This window comes from Streptomyces sp. NPDC002851, from assembly GCF_053591935.1.
Map to the genome: position 1 here is coordinate 12,710 of NZ_JBSFUT010000024.1, position 18,391 is coordinate 31,100.

16 protein-coding genes and 1 pseudogene are annotated in these 18,391 nt (G+C 68.7%); 7 read left to right on the plus strand and 10 right to left on the minus strand.

The window, feature by feature from the left end; genetic code table 11:
- Positions 1-18: 18 nt before the first annotated feature.
- Both ACWD10_RS24080 and ACWD10_RS24085 read right to left on the minus strand, forming a co-directional pair.
- Positions 19-384, minus strand: a complete 366-nt coding sequence (locus tag ACWD10_RS24080; protein ID WP_451094281.1) for a transcriptional regulator — start codon at positions 382-384, stop codon at positions 19-21.
- Between the two features lie 2 nt (positions 385-386).
- Complete coding sequence (locus ACWD10_RS24085; RefSeq protein WP_451094283.1) at positions 387-965, minus strand: hypothetical protein; 579 nt, start codon at positions 963-965, stop codon at positions 387-389.
- Positions 966-1,473: 508 nt separating this feature from the next.
- On the opposite strand from ACWD10_RS24085, the pseudogene ACWD10_RS24090 reads away from it, so the two are divergent.
- Together ACWD10_RS24090 and ACWD10_RS24095 are read left to right on the plus strand one after the other, a co-directional pair.
- Positions 1,474-1,602 (plus strand): annotated as a pseudogene (locus ACWD10_RS24090) (IS5/IS1182 family transposase); the annotation flags it as partial.
- Between the two features lie 921 nt (positions 1,603-2,523).
- Positions 2,524-2,778: a hypothetical protein gene (locus ACWD10_RS24095; protein ID WP_451094285.1), complete on the plus strand. Its 255-nt coding sequence runs from the start codon at positions 2,524-2,526 to the stop codon at positions 2,776-2,778.
- 93 nt (positions 2,779-2,871) lie between these two features.
- Here the strand turns inward: ACWD10_RS24095 and ACWD10_RS24100 are convergent, their stop codons facing one another.
- The 5 genes from ACWD10_RS24100 to ACWD10_RS24120 form a co-directional block, all read right to left on the minus strand.
- Entirely contained in the window at positions 2,872-3,861 is a 990-nt protein-coding gene (locus ACWD10_RS24100; RefSeq protein WP_451094287.1) for a M20/M25/M40 family metallo-hydrolase, read from the minus strand.
- A 121-nt stretch (positions 3,862-3,982) separates the two neighbouring features.
- Positions 3,983-5,584 carry an alpha/beta hydrolase gene (locus tag ACWD10_RS24105; protein ID WP_451094289.1) on the minus strand — a complete coding sequence of 534 codons (1,602 nt, stop codon included), beginning with the start codon at positions 5,582-5,584 and terminating at the stop codon, positions 3,983-3,985.
- A 230-nt stretch (positions 5,585-5,814) separates the two neighbouring features.
- Positions 5,815-7,107: a sensor histidine kinase gene (locus ACWD10_RS24110; RefSeq protein WP_451094291.1), complete on the minus strand. Its 1,293-nt coding sequence runs from the start codon at positions 7,105-7,107 to the stop codon at positions 5,815-5,817.
- A complete protein-coding gene (locus tag ACWD10_RS24115) occupies positions 7,097-7,777 on the minus strand; it encodes a response regulator transcription factor (protein WP_451094293.1) in 681 nt (226 codons plus the stop codon). Before ACWD10_RS24115 ends, ACWD10_RS24110 begins: the two co-directional genes overlap by 11 nt.
- Positions 7,778-8,396: 619 nt before the next feature.
- Positions 8,397-9,911 carry an alpha/beta hydrolase gene (locus ACWD10_RS24120; RefSeq protein WP_451094295.1) on the minus strand — a complete coding sequence of 505 codons (1,515 nt, stop codon included), beginning with the start codon at positions 9,909-9,911 and terminating at the stop codon, positions 8,397-8,399.
- Positions 9,912-10,533: 622 nt separating this feature from the next.
- Between ACWD10_RS24120 and ACWD10_RS24125 the strand changes: the two genes are divergently transcribed.
- The 4 genes from ACWD10_RS24125 (at position 10,534) to istA (ending at position 13,470) form a co-directional block, all read left to right on the plus strand.
- Complete coding sequence (locus ACWD10_RS24125) at positions 10,534-10,821, plus strand: hypothetical protein (RefSeq protein ID WP_451094296.1); 288 nt, start codon at positions 10,534-10,536, stop codon at positions 10,819-10,821.
- 69 nt (positions 10,822-10,890) lie between these two features.
- Positions 10,891-11,310, plus strand: a complete 420-nt coding sequence (locus ACWD10_RS24130) for a hypothetical protein (RefSeq protein WP_451094298.1) — start codon at positions 10,891-10,893, stop codon at positions 11,308-11,310.
- Between the two features lie 173 nt (positions 11,311-11,483).
- Positions 11,484-11,816, plus strand: coding sequence for a hypothetical protein (locus tag ACWD10_RS24135; RefSeq protein WP_451094300.1), 333 nt, complete (start codon positions 11,484-11,486; stop codon positions 11,814-11,816).
- Positions 11,817-12,102: 286 nt separating this feature from the next.
- Positions 12,103-13,470, plus strand: a complete 1,368-nt coding sequence (istA, locus tag ACWD10_RS24140; RefSeq protein ID WP_451094302.1) for an IS21 family transposase — start codon at positions 12,103-12,105, stop codon at positions 13,468-13,470.
- Between the two features lie 11 nt (positions 13,471-13,481).
- On the opposite strand, the gene ACWD10_RS24145 is transcribed toward istA, so the two are convergent.
- From ACWD10_RS24145 to ACWD10_RS24155, 3 genes are all read right to left on the minus strand, one after another.
- Complete coding sequence (locus ACWD10_RS24145) at positions 13,482-14,591, minus strand: terpene synthase family protein (RefSeq protein WP_451094304.1); 1,110 nt, start codon at positions 14,589-14,591, stop codon at positions 13,482-13,484.
- A gap of 181 nt (positions 14,592-14,772) precedes the next feature.
- Positions 14,773-15,858, minus strand: coding sequence for a polyprenyl synthetase family protein (locus tag ACWD10_RS24150; protein ID WP_451094306.1), 1,086 nt, complete (start codon positions 15,856-15,858; stop codon positions 14,773-14,775).
- Positions 15,855-16,253 (minus strand): 1-deoxy-D-xylulose-5-phosphate synthase N-terminal domain-containing protein, encoded by a 399-nt coding sequence (locus ACWD10_RS24155; protein ID WP_451094438.1) that lies wholly within the window; start codon positions 16,251-16,253, stop codon positions 15,855-15,857. Before ACWD10_RS24155 ends, ACWD10_RS24150 begins: the two co-directional genes overlap by 4 nt.
- An 826-nt stretch (positions 16,254-17,079) precedes the next feature.
- Here ACWD10_RS24155 and ACWD10_RS24160 point away from each other — a divergent pair.
- Complete coding sequence (locus tag ACWD10_RS24160) at positions 17,080-18,282, plus strand: M6 family metalloprotease domain-containing protein (RefSeq protein ID WP_451094308.1); 1,203 nt, start codon at positions 17,080-17,082, stop codon at positions 18,280-18,282.
- The last annotated feature ends 109 nt before the right edge of the window (positions 18,283-18,391 follow it).

Below are 18,391 nucleotides of genomic sequence, written 5' to 3' on the forward strand. Positions count from 1 at the left end.
GACCGTGACCGGTGACTTTCAAGGCGTAAGGGCCTGACTGTGCCAAGCCCGCGCGTCTCCGGCTGATGGGGCGGAGTTTTCGAAGCGGCGTAGAAGTTCCTTCAAGGCGGTCATCTCGGCCGTCAGCGCTGTGCGGCCCTGGTCGGTGATCTCCACCCAGGTGCGGGGGCGTTTGCCCTGGTAGCCCTTGGTGATGCGCACCAGGTCCTGCCGGGCGAGGACTTCGAGGTGGCGGCCAAGGTTCCCGTCGGTGAGCTGCAGTAGTTTCTTGAGGTAGCCGAAGTCGGCTTGCCCGGTTTCGTGGAGGACGGCGAGCACACCGAGGCGTGTGCGTTGGTGGATGGCATCGTCGAGTCCCGTGGTCGGGTGGTCCGTGGCATCCATGGTTATCGACCGGCTCGTTCGTTACGCAGCGACACCAGACCGGCTGTCAGGACCGCCAGCCCCATCAGGGCGTAGATGAGGGGTTGTACTTCGTAGATCTGGCCGCCGTGGGACGGCGGGCCGATGATTTGTTCCGCGATGGTGTTCAGCTTGCCGCTGAGCAGATAGGAGCTCTCCATCGCGGCGGCGATTCCGAGAGCTGTCGCGCAGACGGCGAGGTAGGTGTTGCGCTGGGGTACGGCCAGGGCGGCAAGGACCAAGGCGATCAGGACGGGCGGCCCACCGATAAGCGACGCGGGCAGTGCCAGGATGAGCAGCAATGCGACCGCGAGGGCCCCGGCACCATAGGCGCCGCGACCGGAACCGACCCCGAACCTGATGCGCCGCCTGCGATACCAGAGAGCCACGACGGCGAAGCCCAGCGCCCCCGCCACCCACCAGTACAGGTACCCCTGTCTCCACAGCGGACCGAACGGGACGTACTGGAACGGCGCGCTCAGTAGGAACACGGCCCCGAAGGTGAGCAGCGGGACCGAGGACGCGCGACGGTCCCCGCGCGCCCGTTCGCACAGTGCGTCCAACTGGGCAAGCGTCCCCGATGTGTCAGCGGCTTCCATCACAGGCCCCCCATCCTCGTTTCCTAACTCCTTACTCTGCAGTGCAGAGTATTCTCCCGTCAAGAGCCCAGAGTTCGGGTGCGCTTGTCAGATCACGGAGCGGACGGCGGGGAGTTCCATCGAGGCGCCTTACCGGCGCATGCCGAGTTGATCGGGCCGCTGAAGCCGGACGGGGGCCTGGCAGCGGGCGCCGTCGTCGCGGATCGCGTCCATCGGGATCAACTCCGCCCGGCGGGCCCGTTGAGGGCTTCGGTCAGCCGCACGTACGGGCCGACTTCTGCGTCGCGAACCCGTATGCGCCGACCAGCCGGTAGAAGGCGCGTTCTCCATCGTTTCGATGTCTCAGGTGACATGGCATGTCCGCAGCGTTCGGGCCTGAGTGGGCGTCAAGTCCGATCTTCCTCGGTCCGTGATCGCTCGGTCGTGGTACTGATCGCCACGTAGGCCATCTGCTGGACATGTCCATGTGGAGATGCGGGGCGGGGAAAGAGAGCCGTATCGCAGCGACTTATCGGACGAGCAGTGGGCGTTGATCGAGTCGGTGATCACGGCCTGGAAGCCGGACCGGGTGGCGCGGTCGGCGACCGGGGACCCGGGATCCTCCGCCCCCGCTGTCCCGCACCAGCGCAGGCCGGACGAGCGAACGTGATCCCGACGGTCCACCAACACGCTGATTCTGACGGCAAGTTCAGAGAATGCCTGATCTTCCGTATGGCCTTAGACATCACGAAGGCCGTAACGACCTCATGGACGAGGGCTGGGAGGTGGGCCCCGCCGTTACTCCGTACGTCACGAGCAAGACCAGTCGGCCGACACTCCGGTTGCCCTCCACCTTCGAGAGTGCGGTCGCGGATGGCTTCGCATTCCATACCCGACAGGGCCGCCAGCGCAGGTGACCAGGACGCCGGAGGGGCTTCGACGGCGTGGCCGTCTCCGACTGGATGGCCGCCCGTACCACCGAAGGAGCCTCGCGGGGTGGCCTCGACCTGGTGATGCCGGGCCCGCTCGGCCCGTGGGGCGACGCGCTTGTGGCGGCAGTGGAAGCAGGCCGTGTGCCACAGGAAGTGGTGGACGACAAGGTGCTGCGGCTGCTGCGGGCCGCGGCCCGAGTAGGGGCGCTCGGCCCCATCCGGTCAGGACGCCCCCGCCGCCCCCCCGGCCGCTCTGCGGCCGCCTGTGAGCCCCTGGCTAGCGGTAGTGATGGGAGTACCGTGCACGATGGGCCAATTTTCATGGCTCTGGGGAAGCATGGTGCACACCATGATCCTGGCAGGGCCGGTGCGCCTACGTGCTGACGGACAAGATCGGGAACCGTCGTTTCATGGAAAGGCACAGCGGGTTGAGGTGTTAGTGCCTCAACACCCGGCAATCTGGCCCGGTTTGACAGGAGCTAGAGGTAAACCGGGCATTGATGTCACTGGTTGGAGCCGCAGGGCATAGCAGACCCCGGACCGGAATGGAGTGGAGTGGGTCGACGATCTAGGCCAAGTAGCTGCGGTGTTCGGGCTGCAGGGTCTCAGCGATGTCCTGGGCGAGTTCCGCCTACCGTGCCCGTGGCCTTGCCGGTCTCGTCCCCGCCCGGCGCTCGGACGCCGGGCACGGACGTATCCCCGAGGAACTGCTGCACCTGGTCGAGGGGCTGGCCCTGCGCCGTCCGGCTCCGCATGTGACGTGCGTGCACCGGCGGGTGGTCGAGGTGGCCAAGGACCACGGCTGGCCGGTGTCGAAGCCGTTGGGGGTATCGGCCCCAGGCGGCCTGCAGGCGCCCGTCGGGTGAACTCGCAGGTGAGCGCTGCGTTTTACCGGACGCTGGTGTCGCTCCTGGTCAGTGTCGTGAGTACGTCGGCGACGGCGTTCGCGGAAGCGGTCATCAGCTTCCCGTCGACATTGTCGAGAGAGTCACACGCTTGGTGATAACACGGAGCGAGTCCAAGGTGCCGTCTTCCTTGGTCTGCATCGTCGCCATGCTCACGTTTCCCGTGGGGACACCCGCTTGGGAGAAGCCGGCCGAGTCGGTCGCGCGATAGCCCATCAGGTCCTTGACGATGGGAATGCCGCGCTGTTTGAGCGCATCGGTGAGAAGTTTCTCGACAGTCGCCGAGCCACGTGGCGGAACAGGATCCTTCTTCAACTCCTCTTGCAATTCCTTTGGTTGGTCGTCCAGACTCGAATTTTCGCCGTCCATGACATATGCCTTGCCGCCCCTCGTGCCGAGCATGTCGACGTTGACATAGGCGGTGAGGGCCTTGCGGTCACGCTCGGACAAGTTCCGCAGATATCCCGCGGACCCGAGCAGCCCCTCCTCCTCGTCCCCCCAGAAGGCAAGGCGCACGGTCCGGTCCGGCCGGAGGCCGTCACGCTTGAGGCTCTGGGCGAACTCCAAGAGCGCGGCCACGCCGGTGCCGTTGTCGTTGATGCCCGGTCCCTTGCTCACGCTGTCCAGGTGGGCCCCGGCCATCATCACCTGGGACGGGTCGGTCTTTCCGGTCAGTTCGGCCACTACATTGCTGGTCTGCCGGCCCTTGTGCGGGGTTTCGGTGGCGGTGACCTTCTGCCGGGTGACCCGGAAGCCGGCGGCGGTCAGCTGCTTGGCCACATAGTCCATGGAAGCCGTGTAGCCGGGGCTGGAGCCAGCGCGATTGCCGCCCTTGCTGTCGGCGATCTCCTGCAATGCGCGGACGTGCCGCCTCAGCTGTTCGCCGGTCATCCGGTCGGGAGCGGATGCCTTCCCGGATGTGGTTGCTCGCGGCGGGGCCCCCGCTTCTTCACCGCTTCCGCAGGAGACCGTAAGCAGGGTCACCGACATCACGACGCCGAGGACCGCGGCGCATCGGGGCTTCGACGGAATTCTGTGGTTCATGATCCTTCCATCTCTTTGCGAGTTGACAAGGGGCTTGGACGAGGGGCAGCCGCTGAGTCCTTCCTGCTGGATCACACCGTTCGCCCGGGGACGATGGCTGCGCGCGACGCGGAGCAGTCGCTCAGTTGGGGCACAGGGCGTTCTTCGACGGCAGAGTGCCCTCGACGAGGTAGGCATCGACGAGCCGGTCCGTGCAGGCCGACCCGGATACGTAGGCGCCATGCCCTGCGCCCTGGCGGGTGATCAGCGAGGCGGTGCCCAGGTTCTTCTGTACGGAGCGGGCGTTGTCCAGGGGCGTCGCCGCGTCGCGGGTGAAGGAGACCAGGAGCATGGGCGGGGCGTCGGGGGCGATGATCGGTTCGACCGTGCCGGTGGGGGAAACGGGCCAGGACGCGCAGTCGAGCATCGTCCACGCGTTGGAGGCGCCGAACAAGGGGGATTGTTCGGCCAGTTCCGCTGCTGCCTCAAGCAGGCTGCGTGCCGAGCGGGGTGCCTTGCTGTCCAGGCAGAGGACCGCCGACTGGGCTATGTCGGAGTTGAAGTCGGCGTCGACGCGGCGGACCGGGCTTCGCCGGTCGCCCTCGGTGCGGCCGGCGCCGTCCTGTGGGTCGGCTTCGTCCTCCTCGGCCAGGCGCATGAGGGGTACGCCGTCGCCGTCCATGGCCGCGTCCAGCGCCTCGGTCAGGTGGGGCCACTCCTCCTCGCGGAAGAGGATTCCGGCCAGGGCGTCGGTGGCGGCCAGAGTGGTCAGCTCCGTGGCGTCGAGGCCCGGCAGGGGGTTCTCGTCCAGGTCCTGTATGAACGCGGTGATCTCGTCGATGACCTGGTCCGCGGTGGTGCCGAAGGGGCAGGAGCCCTGGGCGGCGCAGTGCCGGGCGTAGCGCCGGAAGGTGTCCTGGGCGACCTGCACGTCGCGCGCGGTGACCTGCTGCATGGTCATGCCCGGGTCGACCACGCCGTCCAGCACCAGCTTGCCGACCCGGGCTGGGAAGAGCTGGGCGTATTTCTGCCCGATGTAGGTGCCGTAGGAGGTGCCGACGTAGGTGAGCTTCTTGTCGTCGAGCGCAGAGCGCATGATATCCAGATCACGGGCCACGCTGGTGCTGTCCATGTGGGAGAAGACCGGGCCGCTGGCCCGCTGGCAGGACTTGGCGCGGGCCGCTGCGGCCGTAATGGCCGTGTCCGCCTCGGACTGGGTGCGCGGTAGATACGTCATGTCCGGTTCCGGCGGGGCGTCCTTGCCCGTGGGGCAGGTGATCGACGCGGATTCGCCGATGCCGCGCGGGTCGAAGCCGACCACGTCGTAACGGGCCGTCGTCTGGTCGCCGGGCGTCCAGGCGCCGCTCGCCACATCTGCCGCGGCACCGGCCCCTGGGCCGCCGGGGTTGTAGAGCAGGGACCCAAGGCGGCGGTCCGGGTCGGTCGCCTTGAGGCGGGAGACCCGGATCTTGATGGTCTCGCGGTCCGGGGCGGCGTAGTCGACCGGCACGGTCACCCAGCCGCATTCGGCTTCCGGTAGCGCGTCCTTGGTGACCTCGGGGCCGCAGGCCGCCCATCGGATCTTCTGTTGCGTGAAGTGGGCCGGCACCGGGCGGCGCTCGGTCTGGTCCCTCTTGGTGCCTTTGTGGTCCGCCGACGTCCCCTGCGGAGTGCATCCGGTGACCACCAGTACGACTGTGGCCAGCGCCGCCGCGCAGGGAACCGCAAGGTAGCCCTTCGCCATGTCCGTCGATCTCCCTGTGTTCCAAGAACAGCACTGTCAAGCCGTACGGCTTCTCCGTCGGCGCTGCTGTCGCTCCTGGGGCCCGGGCCGCTGGTCCGCGAACGCTGCCGCGGTCAGTGCGAAAGGGGCCTTGTGCCAGGGTCACCTTCGTGTTCGGCAGCCCTGTCACACGGGCATCTCGCCGGTTCGGCATTCCGGTGTCGCCTGTGTAACGGGCGGACAGCGAAGGCTCAGGCGTGGGGCAGCCTCAGGACCAGGCGGGCGCCACCCAGGACGGGGTCGGGGTCCTCGGCGGTGAGGGTGCCGCCGTGGGCGGTGGCGATGGAGCGGGCGATCGCCAGGCCCAGGCCGGTGCCGCCGCTGTCGCGGTCACGGGCGGTATCGAGGCGGGTGAAGCGTTCGAAGACGCGCTCGCGGTCAGCGGCGGGAATGCCGGGTCCGTCGTCGCTCACCTCCACCACGGCCTGGCCGTTGTCGGTGGTGACGGTCAGGCGCACAGCGCTGTCGGCATGGCGGCAGGCATTGTCGACGAGGTTGGTCAGCAGCCGCTCGAGCTGGGAGGCGGCGCCGTTGACGGGTGTGGGAGCGGGGGCGCGGACCTCTACGGCGGGGTCGTCCTTAAGACGTTGGGTCTGCGCGTGGGCGAGGTCGGCGAGGTCGAGGGGGCGGTGGGCGGTGGGGGTGTGGGCGTCGAGCCGGGCCAGGAGCAGCAAGTCGCTGACCAGGTTCTGGAGTTGCGCGGTGTCCTTGAGTGCTTCGTGAGCTACGCGCGGCCAGTCGGCGCGCTCGGGGCGGGCGGCGGCGACTTCGAGGCGCGCGCGCAGGGTGGCCAGGGGGCTGCGCAGTTCGTGCGAGACATCCGCGGTGAAGGTCTTGAGCCGTGACACCGCCCTCTCCAGGCGGTCCAGGGTGGAGTTCAGGGTGGTGGCCAGGCGGGAGATCTCGTCATGGGAGGCGGGCACGGGTAGGCGGCGGTGCAAGTCGGTGGCGGTGATCTCGGCGGCGTCGCGACGCACGGCCTCCACCGGTGCCAGCGCCCGGCCCACCGCGTACCAGGTCAGCAGCGCCGCCAGGAGCAGGATGAGCAGTACGCCGGGGATGAGCACGATGAGCAGGCGGGCGAGGGTCTCGTCGGTGGAGGTGAGGTTGATGGCGGTGGAGATGCGGTAGCGGCCGTCGCCGCTGGTCTCCACGATCGACTCGTCCTCCGCACTGGACGACGGCGTAGGGGACGGGGCGGGCGAGGCATCGGGCACCGGCTGTGCGGGCTCGCCGCGGGTGACGTCACCGTCAGGGCCGATGACATAGTCGCCACCGCTGTCCGCCCCGGTCGAATCGAGCAACTCCGCTACAGTTTTGACCTGTTGGCGGGCAGTGTCCTCGGCCTCCTGACGCAGATCCGCGCGTACCGCGCTCACCAGGACCACCGAGCCCACAGCCAGCGCGAGCGCCAGCACGGCGGTGACGGCGAGGGTGGCGCGGCCCCGTACCGTGCGGGGGCGCAGCCGGCGGCTAGCCGCCATGGGGGTCGAGCCGGTAACCGGCGCCTCGGACGGTCTGGATGCTCTTGCGCCCGAACGGTGTGTCGATTTTCCGGCGCAGCGCACTGACGTACACCTCCACGATGTTCAGATCGCCGTCGTAGTGCTCGTCCCAGGCACGCTCGAGGATGTCGGTCTTGGTGACCACCTGACCGGCCCGCTCAGCCAGGCAGACCAGAACCGCGAACTCCTTCGCGGTCAGGGAGACTTGCTGCCCGTCGCGCCAACAGCGCAGCCCGACCGGCTCGATCCGCAGATCGCCCAGCTCCCACACGGTGGTCGTGGTCGGCCGGCCGGAGCGGCGGATGAGGGCCTTGAGGCGGGCAGCGAGCACCACGAAGGAGAACGGCTTGCTCAGATAGTCGTCGGCGCCGGTGTCCAGGCCGTCGGCCTCGTCGTACTCCCCGTCCTTGGCGGTCAGCATCAGGATGGGGGTCTTGTCTCCGGCGGCGCGCAGGCGGGCGCAGACGTCGTAGCCGTGCAGGCCCGGCAGCATCACATCCAACGTGATCACGTCGTACGTGCCTGCCCTGGCCAGGCGCAGGCCCTCGCGGCCGTCGCGGGCCCAGTGGACATCGAAACCCTCGGCGGCCAGGCCGTCCCGCAGCACTTCGGCCAGCCGTTCGTCGTCCTCCACCACCAGTACGCGCATGCGGGCAATCCTGCCGCAAGTGTGCCGCATCCACCTGAAGCGGCCTTCAGGTCTTCAGGCTCGGTTCAGGTTCTCAGGGCCGCTTCAGGTTCTCAGCGTGGCCTCAGCCCTCGCCCTGCACGGTGGAGCACATCGCCACCGCGCTCCGAGCGGCGGCAAGCACCGAAAGGGACTTCCCATGAAGGCCACCAAGACCGCCAAGCGTCTCGTGATCGTCGGCGCCACCGCCTGTTCGGCATCGGCGCCGCGATCGGCACCGCCAACGCCACCGGCGGCGACTCCGACAAGGCGGCGACCAAGGCCGAAAAGGTCGAGGGCGCCGAGCCCACACACCCCGCGGGCACCGTCATCCAGAGCGACGGCACCGTGTCCACCATCGTCGACCCCAACGACGGCGGCGAGGAGACGGAGAACGGCACCCCGGCCCAGCCGAACAGCAAGGGCTCGGACGCCAAGAAGTAACACTCTTCGCGGGCGGGGTACAGGCAACTGGGCCGGACCCCGCCCGCGAGAGTATGGCGCAACGCGGGTGTACAACTACTGCGGCGGGCTCGAGCAGTCCCGATGTGGGCGTGCGCCGCACGCGGCGACGTGATCGTCCAAGGGGAAAGCCCTGATGCTATCGCTGGGCGGGCGGCTCCGCGGGGCAGGTGGTGCCGTCGTCCGGCACGGTTCCCTTGACGAAGAAGGCGTCCACCTTGGTGCGGATGCACTGTGAGGGGAGGTAGGCGCCATGACCCTCGCCCTCGTACGTGATCAGCACGCCGGACCCCAGCCGCTTCGCCGTGTCCTGGGCCCAGGCGTACGGTGTCGCCGGATCGTTCTTGCTCCCGATCATCAGGATCTTCGGGGCGCCGGGCTTGTCGATCCGGCGAAGGTAGTCCGTACCCTTGGGCCAGCCCGCGCAGGCCACCGCCAGTGCGGCCGAGCCCGGCCCGAAGTACGGGGAGACCTTGGTCAGTTGCTTGTCCGCGTCCTCGTACTCGCGTACCGGATCGGCCGGCCGCTCGGGGTCGTCGGCGCAGTTGATCGCGAGTATCGCCTCGCTGCCGATCCTGTCGCCCGTGCGCTTATTGATCGCCATGAGAGTCCCCGGGTCATCGGCGTCGAGGATGTCCTTCACGCCCTGCGCCAGCGCGGGCCAGGACTTCTGGCTGAGCAGCGCCCCTTGGGCGGCCTTCTGCAGATCCTGTGCGGTGACGTCCTGCCCGTCCGCGGTCTTCAGCGGCCGTTCGGTGAGCTTCTTGACCGCTGCGTCATAGCTCGCCTGCACGGCCTGCGGGCTGCTGCCAAGGCCGCAGCCTTGCTCGGCGCAGCCCGCGAAGAAGGCGTCGAGCGCCTGCTGGTAGCTCTTGGTCTGCATCAGCGCGCGCTGTTTCCCCGTGAACTGCAAGGTGTCCACGGCGTCCAGGGCCATCCGCCCGGTCTTCTTCGGGAACTGGCTGGCATACACCGCTCCCAAGCGTGTCCCGTACGAGATCCCCATGTAGTTGAGCTTCTTGTCGCCGAGGGCCTGGCGCAGGACGTCCATGTCCCGGGAGACGTTGATGGTGCCGACGTGGTCGAGCAGCGGCCCAGTGTCCTTGCGGCACGCCTCGGCGAGCTTCTCAGTCGCGGCCACGATTTCTGCCGCGCCGGGCTGCTTGCCGCTGCCGTCCTGGGGCAGTTCCTCGCGTTGCTCCTGGCCGCCGCACTTGACCGGCGAGGAACGGCCCACCCCACGCGGGTCGAAGCTGACCAGGTCGTAGTACTCGGCGATTCCGGCCGCCTCCTGCCTGAAACCGGGGAGCGTGTCGATGCCGGAGATCCCGGGCCCGCCGAAGTTGAAGACGACCGAGCCCTTACGGTCCGTGCCGGACGCCTCGGTCCGGAAACGGGACAGGGCCAGTTCGAGGGTGTCCTCGCCGGGGTCTGCGTAGTCGACCGGCACCGTCAGCTTGCCGCACTCCATTCCCTCGGCGGCCTCCGTCTCCTCTTCGGACGCGTCCTCCTTGGCTTCGCAGGGGCTCCAGTCGACCTGTTGTGTGTAGAACCGTGTGAGGTCGGGTTGCGAGGCAGCTTCGGTGACGGCCGTGGAGCCCGCAAGCAGCAGGGCTGCACCGGTCCCGGCCGCGATCACGCGTCGTACGTGCATGGGTCAAACCCTTCAGGGAGTAGTGCCCCTCGATCAGCCTAAGCACCGCTGTGCCCGCTGCGCGCGGCGAGCGCGCAGGCGCCCTCCGCCATGGCCGCCCCAGGGCGGGGCACGGGCACGCTCGGACTCGGTGTGGCGCCGGATCCGAAGCCGCGTGCGGCCAGACGGACGGCGGCCTTCAGGCGGGTGGGAGCGTCAGGCGGGCAGGGCGTAGAGGACTGTGCCGAAGGCGGTCAGCCGGCCTGGGCGCTGGTGTCGCTGGCGTGGGTGAGGTCAGGGGTGTCGCGTCAGTCCGGTCCGCGGCAGTCTCTCGTGCCGCCGTGAATCCACCTGTGGACCTGCCGGAGTGCGCCAACCGCTGCGGCCGTCCCGCCCGGGTGCCCCCACGGCGGGACGGCGCCCCGGCCCCGGAGGGGCGATTGACACCCCGTTCCTCCGTTCGAGGGAAACCCCCGCGCTGCGGCGACCGGCGGGGCGGACGGCACGGTGCGGTCATCGTGGAGCATGACCATCCAGCACACCGCCGATACCGATGGCGCAGCATCTGGGCTGTCGAGCCGCCGTCTCGCCGTCGGTGCCGCGGCCACGGCCGCAACCATCGCGGTCCCGGAAGTCCCCGCGCATGCCTCGTCCCCCGACGCCGCCATCAACGGCGTCACCTCCCCGGGCACGGCCCGCAGCGTGGCACGGGCCGTCCTCCTGCTGGACGAGAACGAGCGCGAACACCCCGCTCTACCGGAAGATCCTGCTCAGGGAGGGCCTGCCCCGCACCCGGAGCGGGCCGAACAAGGTCCTAGTCATCGGCGCGGGCATCGCGGGCCTGCCCGCCGTCGGCATCCGGGTGCGTCGTTCCGCCTACCAGAAGTCCCCACGCGCGGTGAACCGTTCCTTCGGCATCCCCCAGAAGTAGCCGGACACGCCCTCCTCGCAGATCCTGGACGACGTACTCGATCCCGTACGTGACGAGTTCAGCACCGTCGTGGCCGGCCGACGCGTCAACAAGCCCACCGCACAAGCTCTGGAGGGCTGGACCCGGGTGATCGAGCGGTTCGGTGACTGGTCGATGTACCGCTTCCTGACCGAACACGCCAAGCTGGACCAGAACACGATCGATCTGATCGGCACTATCGAGAATCTGACGTCGCGGCTCGCGCTGTCCTTCATCCACAGTTTCGTCGACGCCTCGTTGATCAATCCGCAGAGCCGATTCTACGAACTGGACGGCGGCACCGCGAAGCTCCCCGACGCCTTGCTCGCCCTCGTACGCGATCAGGTGCGCTTCGACCGCCGGGTGACTCGCATCGAGTACGCGGCCACCGCCCGGCCCGACCCCGACGTCACCCACGCCGACGCTGACGGCCCGCGGGTGTGGGTCGACACGGTTTCCGGAGGACGGTAAGGCACGGTTCAGCGTGAGCAGTTCACCGCAGACTGCGCCATCATCACCGTGCCGTTCTCCGGACTCCGACAGGTCTCCGTCGCCCCGCCGCTGTCGTAGGGAAAGCGCCGCGCGCTCATCGCGCTGCACTACGACAGCGCCGCCAAGGTCCTGCTCGAATTCAGCCGCCGCTGGTGGGAGTTCGACGAGGCCGACTGGAAACGGGACTGGAGGCGATCAAGCTCGGTCTCTACGACGCCTACCGCAGAGGCCAGACACCCGACGACGGCAGCCTTCTCGGCGCCCACCCATCGGTGCCACCCGGACACATCAGGGCCACCCAACGCGTCCAGTACGCCGCGCGCCGCTGGATCTCCCGAAATCAGCCCGCGGCCGCGGCCGTGACAGGCGGAGGACCAGTCACCGACAACCACAGCCGCCTCATGTTCAACCCTTCCCACCCAGGGCCCGGCAGCAAGGGCGGAGTCATGCTCGCCGCCTACTGCTGGGCCGACGCCCGCCGCTGAAACTCCTTCGACGACGATGCCCGCTACCCCTACGCCCTGCGCGGAGTGCAAGAGGTCTACGGACAACGCGTCGAGGTCTTCTACACCGGAGCGGGCCGAACCCAACGCTGGCAACGCGCCCCCTAGGCCTACGGCGAAGCCTCCGTCCTCCGCCCCGGCCAGCACACCGAACTCTTCCACCACATCGGCCCACCCTCGAAGGACCCCTGCACTTCGCCGGCGACCACACCTCGCTCAAACCCGCCTGGATCGAAGGCGCCCCTCGCGCAAGGGCTGCCACCAGTTGGTGATCGAGCCGTTCAAGCCGGTCATCGATGCCTGGCTGCGGGCCGACATCACGCTGAAGGGGACGGTGATCCACGAACGGCTGGTCGATCAGTACGGCTTCACCGGCAACTACCAGCGGGTCAAGCTCTATCTGCATCAGGCCAGGCCGCGGGTGATGGACGAGCTGGGCATCAGTCCGGACGAACTGGACGGTCTGCACCGCAGGTTCGAGGTGTTTCCCGGCGTCCAGGCCCAGGTCGACTGGGGCGACGAGGGCGGCATCCTCGCCCGCGTGGGGATCAAGAAGGCGTACTCCTTCCACATGGTCCTGTCCTACTCGCGGGACCCGTTCTGCTGTTTCACCACGTCGATGGACCTGGCGACGTTCTGGGATTGCCACCGACGGGCGTTCGCGCACTTCGGCGGGGTGCCGAAGACGATCGTCTACGACCGGACCAAGACCGTCGTGCGCCGTCATGTCGCTCCGGGCGAGGCGGTCCCGCTGCATCCGGAGGCGGTTGCGTTCGCCGGGCACTACAACTTCGACATCGACGTCCTGGCCGCCTACCGGCCCCAGGGCAAAGGGCGGGTCGAGCGGCAGGTCACCATCGACCGCGATCATGTGCTGGCCGGGCGGCCCTTCGGCTCGGTCATCGAGCTGGATGCGGCCTTCGTGAACTGGGTGCCGTTGCGGCGGGCGCGGGTCCACCGCACGCACCTGGAGGTAATCGGCCTGCGGGCCGAGCGGGATCACGCCGCCCTGCGGCCGCTGCCGAAGCGGCCCTATCTCGTCGCCGACCGGCACCTGCGGCACGTCAGCAAGGACTGCCTGGTCGCCTTCGAGGCCAGCCTCTATTCGGTGCCGGCCCGAAGAGTCCGCCCGAGGCAGTTGGTCGAGGTCAGGGTCGGAGGCGACACCGCCTCCCTGCATCTGCTGGCGCCGGACCTGAGCGGGTCCACGCTGCTGGCCGTCCACCCGCGAGCGCATGCCCGTGGGACCTGGACGAGTCTCACTCGGACGGCCTGCCTGATGGCACGGGCCGTCGCACCACCACGTAGGTTCCCGACTTCGCCGTCCGGCCCGGCAGGCCACAGAGTTAGGAGCGGTTCAGCGGTCGAGGGCGGCGATGGCCGCTTCCCGGGCCTTCTGAGGCCCTGCCCCGAGACTGTCCGGGGCGCCGTTGCGGCCCAGGGTCTCCCACTGTTCAGGGGTGACAACCGCGTGGACCTTGATGTCGTCCAGCGGGTCGGCGGTGCCGTCTGGCTGCTTGCCGGACTCGGTGGTGCGGCCCTGCCACATCTTGGCGAGCTCGTGGATCATCGGTGCGCGCCACTGGCCACCACCTTTGAGGACCGGAGAGGGAGCGGGTCAGCTCCGCAGAGTTGACCATGTGGCGGTCATGGGTGTTGCTTCTGTTGTGGGGTTGTGGGGGTGAATTCGGTGTGGTCGAGGTGGAAGGTGATATGGGCTTCGGTGTCACCGTTCCAGGTGAAGCCCGGGCCGTGGTAGCGGGGGCTGCCGCGTTCGAAGGTGACGCTTCCGGTGATGAGGTAGCCGAGTTCGTTCAGGTAGGCGGTGGCGTCGGGGCGGTGGGCCCAGGTGCGGGCGAGGTCGTCACGCAGTGCGATAAAGCGGGTCTCCGCCTCCCGCGCGTGCCGGCACACGGTGTCGACGGCGGTTTGCAGGTCCATGCCGCGGCCGTGGCGCAGGACGGTGATGGCGTTGTTCATCCAGTCCCCGCCGATGGTCTCCTTGCGGTAGGAGTACAGGTCGTTGACGAGGCTGAGGTGGTCACACACGGCATCGATGAGGGCGTCGTAGCGGGTGTCCGAGGTGAGTGCCTGGGGGAGGTCGACGCCGAGGGTGTATTCGGTCAGTACGGCGAAGGGGCGGGCGACGACGGTCTCACGCCGGATGCGCAGGTATTCCTCGTAGCCGGGCAGGTAGGCGCTGGTGTTGTTGGCGAGCTCGGTGACCATGTGGTGCTGGTAGGTCTCCACGACCTGTAGATACCGTTCGGTCATGGCGGGGGGCATGGTGCGCCGGATGCGGCCCCACACATCGGCCAGCATGCCGGCCAGCGCGCCGTGGTCTGCGGCGTCCCCGGTGCGAAAGACCTGCAGGAAGACGTCGGCGGCCGCCGTGGCGGCGGCGAAGTCGCGGCCGAGGCCCGCGGTTTCCTGGCGGGGGTCGCGGGCAGCGGTGAGGGCGAAGACGTCGTCGATGGAGGTCAGGCACTGGGTCATGTCGGCCGCCTCACGCAGCCGGACCGGGTCGGCGTGGGGGTAGACCATGGCGGTCCACCATGCGCACAGGTAGGAGGCGAACCGCCGGGGATCATCGGGGTTGCCGAAGTGCCGGGTGAGCCATCGGCCGGTCCAGGCATCGGATGCCTGCATCAGCTGAGGACACCAGGGGTGGCATGCGGTGGGCAGGGTGTGCAGGACGTCGGGCAGGTAGTGCTGTTCGCCGACGATGTCTGGCCGGATGCTCTGAACTGTGGTCATCGGATGCTCCGTTGGGGCGGCGGCGCCCCGGTGCGGTGGGCACGCTTTAGTCGCGGGCTGACGGGATTGACGGGGTGCCGGAGCCGTAATGGAGGCAGGCCGCGGCTGTAGTTGGCGTGGTGGCGCGAACCGCTGGTGCTCCTTGGCCGCTTTGGCGGTCTCCACATCCTCGTGGCTGGGGTCATGTGCTCCTCCTGGTTGCGGATCGTGCGAGTTCGCGTAGGGCAGGGGCGGTGGCAGTCGGGATCGGGCTGCGGGTGAGGGCCTGTTCGGCCTGCCGGCAGCGGTCCTGGATCATCTGCTCGACCATGTCGGGGGCGCCGGTGGCGGTGATGATGTTCCGGGCGATGTCGGCCTGGTCATCGGTGAGTTGGGGGCAGCCCAGGAACTGGCGCAGCTGGGCGGCCTGGGCGCGGCTGGCGCGCTGGAGGGCGAGGGCGATGAGGGTGGTGTGTTTGCCGTCACGCAGGTCGTCGAGGTTGGGTTTGCCTGTCGCTGTGGGGGTGCCGTAGATGCCGAGGAGGTCGTCCCGGAGCTGGAAGGCCTCGCCGATGGGGAGAGCGAATGCGCTCAGTGCGGTGCGGAGTTCGCGGTTGGCTCCGGCGAGGGCGGCGCCGATGTGCAGGAGCCGTTCGACTGTGTACTTGGCGGTCTTGTAGCGGATGACGGCCAGGGCGAGCTGGACGTCGTCGGTGGGTTGACCGGTGGCGGTCAGGTCGAGGTACTGGCCGTACATGACCTCGGTGCGCATCGCGTCGATCAGCGGCAGGATGCCGGTGAGCTGGCGGTGGGTCAGGCCGGCGGTGTGCAGGAGTTCGTCGGACCAGGCCAGGGCGAGGTCGCCGATGAGGATCGCGGCTCCGGCTCCGAGCTGGTCGGCGGCGGTGGGGCTGCGGCCGTGGGCGTGGCGAGTGGCGATGATGCGGTGGACGGTGGCTCTGCCGCGGCGGGTGTGGGAGTGGTCCATGATGTCGTCGTGGATGAGGGCGAAGGCGTGGAACATCTCCAGTGCCGCCGCCACCCGCAGCACGCGGCGGATACCTTTCTGGCCGTCGGCAACGTGCCAGCCGGTCATGCACAGGAGGGGCCGCAGGCGTTTGCCGCCCGCCAGGAGGAAGCCGCGGAGGGTCTCGACCACTTCCGCGGGCATCCGGTGTGCGGCTGCGGCGGTGGCCTTGCGGTCCAGGTACTCCTCCAGGATGAGGTTGGTCTGTTCCCGTACGGCGGTGAAGTCGCCGGGTTCCACGACGAGGGTTGGGGCGGTCATCGGCGGTCGCCTCCCGCTGCCATCGCGTTCTCCTCTACAAGACGGAGGGGGCCAAGGCCCGCGCCCTGAACGAACTGGGCGACCGGGCGGTGGTCGCGGTCATCGGCGACGGGGCCGGCGGCAGGGCGTGGGAGGCACTGAACAGACCCGCCCGCATACGACAACGCCGTCGCGGCGTGCGACCTCTCCACCCAGTCGTGCACCGACTCCGCCCGGGAGGTATACCCCGACAGGCCGTCCGCCTGCGGCAGGGAACCGAAGTTTTCGCGGCGGCCGGTCAGCAGCTTGTGGACGTAGGCCTGGCGCCCGATGTCGAGCACGAGCCCATCCCGCGGGGAGTCGAAGACCCGATGCAGGCGAGGGTGAGCTCCGCCATACCCAGGTATCGGACCCAGCTGCCCGCCCGTGGCGCGTCCCGGTCACCGCGTCCTGCCGTCCGGGGACAGCCCCTAACCCGTACACCTTCAATCTCCCCCCTTGCCCGGGCCGCCACTCCCCGCCAGACGGGGGCGCACGGATCACAACGAAGCAGCGCGCATGGCAACTGCATTCCCGCACGCCACCACAAGCCGACCCACGCCCCCAAAGCGCGCTCCCGCACTCCGGCCGGCCACACCGCCAGAACGGCTGACAGAGCCGACCCCGGACGACGAACCCGGCCTGCACCCCATCGCGCCCGGCTCTGGCTTCGAGTGCGGCGCTCTCGGTCGCCGCGGCGCCCGGCCAGGTTCCCCCGACCCGCCAGCGAGGCGGAGGGCGGGATCGCAGGGGGCGGGCGGGACGTGCAGGCAGTTGGTGCTGTAGTCGCTGAACCTCAGGACATGCCCGGGACCGTCTTGTTCCGGTCGGTGGGAACGTACATCAGGGCCTGATGAACACGATGAGCGGAGAGCGTCCTCGTGATGCGCTCCACGACCCTGGCCCTCAACTTGTCGGGTCCCACAAGGTCACGAAACTCGCTTCACGTCCGCCGCGAGCAGGCTCCCAGGGGATTCGATCTCTTCGGCAGGTTCCTTGGACAGGGACCTCGCCTGACGCTCCCGTTTGGGCTGGTCGCCCGAAGGGCTCTCCCTACGCCGGGTGAAAACGTGGAGAGCCTTGATCGTGCCCCCTTCAACACTGGTCGGCTCGCGGAGGAAGCCACTCTGATCGCCCGGCGGGCGAAGCGCGGACTGCGGCGAGATACTGATCTGTGTCCGTGAGGCGGCAGGAGGACGAGTGGTGCATGTGCCGATCCGCCGCGTGATGACGGCCCTCGCCGCGTTCCTCCTGTGCGGCTGCGGAGCCGCGACGGGGCAAGCCAAGCCGGAGCCGACCTCAGTCCCCGAAGGGCCGTGCGCCCTGAAGTGGCACGACAACACCGACAACATTGGGGTGCCCACCCCGCCCGGGAAGTGGACCAACTCCACCGGCACCGTCAAGGCCCTGACCCTGTTCGTCGACTTCCCGGACATCCAGGACACCGAAGGCGTCCAGGCCCGCCACGACCGGTTCTTCCCCGCCACTGCGGAGTACTTCAAGACCGCCTCGTACGGGCGGCTTGACTACCGGCCGGAGCCGGTCATGAAGTACCTGCGGATGCCCAAAGCTTCCAGCGTGTACGGGCTCAAGCGAGGCGCCTCCTACGAGACCCGCCTCGCCCTGGTCAAGGACGCGATCGCGGCGGCCGACCCCGATGTCGACTTCAGCAGGTACACCAAGGGCGACCTGGTCAACATCATCGTCACGCCCGAGGCCGGCAAGGGCATGGATCTCGCGGCGACGCACATCGTCGCGGAACCGATCGACACGGACGAGGGCCCGAGTCCGATCATGCACGTCGTCGATGTCTGGGACGACGACAGCTCCCTGAGCCTCAACCACGAGAACGGCCACACCATGGGCCTGCCCGACCTCTATCCCGCCGAGGGAGAGGACCCCGCCTACCCGGCCGGGCGCTGGGACATCATGAGCGACGCCACCAGCGACGAAACCGACATGCTGGCGTGGAACAAATGGAAGCTCGGCTGGATCGACAACAACCAGGTCGACTGCGCCGCCAAATCGGGCACCACCACCGAGCACACCCTCACCCCGCTCGCCACCACCGGGGGCAAGAAGATGGTCGTCATCCCGTCCAGCGACAGCATCGGCCTTGTCGCCGAGGTCCGCACCAAGAGCGGGCTCGACCGAGCCCAGTGCGCCGAAGGCGTCCTCGTCTACCGGGTCGACACCAACAGACCGGGCGGCGAGATCCCGGTCACCGTCCACGCCGCCAACCCGCCCGATCAGTGCGGGAAGTCCAAGGGCGGCCACGGGGAACCGCTCTCCAACGCCCCCTACCACGCGGGACAGAGCTACAAGGATCCGAAGAGCAACACCACCATCTCCGTCACCGGCAAGAACGAGGACGGCAGCTACACCCTGAAGGTCACCCGAAGCTGAGCGAAGGCTCCTGCGGTACACGCCCAGAGGCCCACGAGCTCACCCAAACTTCGGTGTACGGCGGCGGTTCGTCTGTGCCGGGCCCGTAGGTTCGTGCCACTCCTTCACC

Excerpts from the sequence above, each read along its gene's own strand:
- ACWD10_RS24080 (WP_451094281.1), bottom strand. The coding sequence starts at position 384 with ATGGATGCCACGGACCACCCGACCACGGGACTCGACGATGCCATCCAC.
- ACWD10_RS24095 (WP_451094285.1), top strand. The coding sequence starts at position 2,524 with ATGTCCTGGGCGAGTTCCGCCTACCGTGCCCGTGGCCTTGCCGGTCTC.
- ACWD10_RS24100 (WP_451094287.1), bottom strand. The coding sequence starts at position 3,861 with ATGAACCACAGAATTCCGTCGAAGCCCCGATGCGCCGCGGTCCTCGGC.
- ACWD10_RS24105 (WP_451094289.1), bottom strand. The coding sequence starts at position 5,584 with ATGGCGAAGGGCTACCTTGCGGTTCCCTGCGCGGCGGCGCTGGCCACA.
- ACWD10_RS24110 (WP_451094291.1), bottom strand. The coding sequence starts at position 7,107 with ATGGCGGCTAGCCGCCGGCTGCGCCCCCGCACGGTACGGGGCCGCGCC.
- ACWD10_RS24115 (WP_451094293.1), bottom strand. The coding sequence starts at position 7,777 with ATGCGCGTACTGGTGGTGGAGGACGACGAACGGCTGGCCGAAGTGCTG.
- ACWD10_RS24120 (WP_451094295.1), bottom strand. The coding sequence starts at position 9,911 with ATGCACGTACGACGCGTGATCGCGGCCGGGACCGGTGCAGCCCTGCTG.
- ACWD10_RS24125 (WP_451094296.1), top strand. The coding sequence starts at position 10,534 with ATGCCTCGTCCCCCGACGCCGCCATCAACGGCGTCACCTCCCCGGGCA.
- ACWD10_RS24145 (WP_451094304.1), bottom strand. The coding sequence starts at position 14,591 with ATGACCACAGTTCAGAGCATCCGGCCAGACATCGTCGGCGAACAGCAC.
- ACWD10_RS24150 (WP_451094306.1), bottom strand. The coding sequence starts at position 15,858 with ATGACCGCCCCAACCCTCGTCGTGGAACCCGGCGACTTCACCGCCGTA.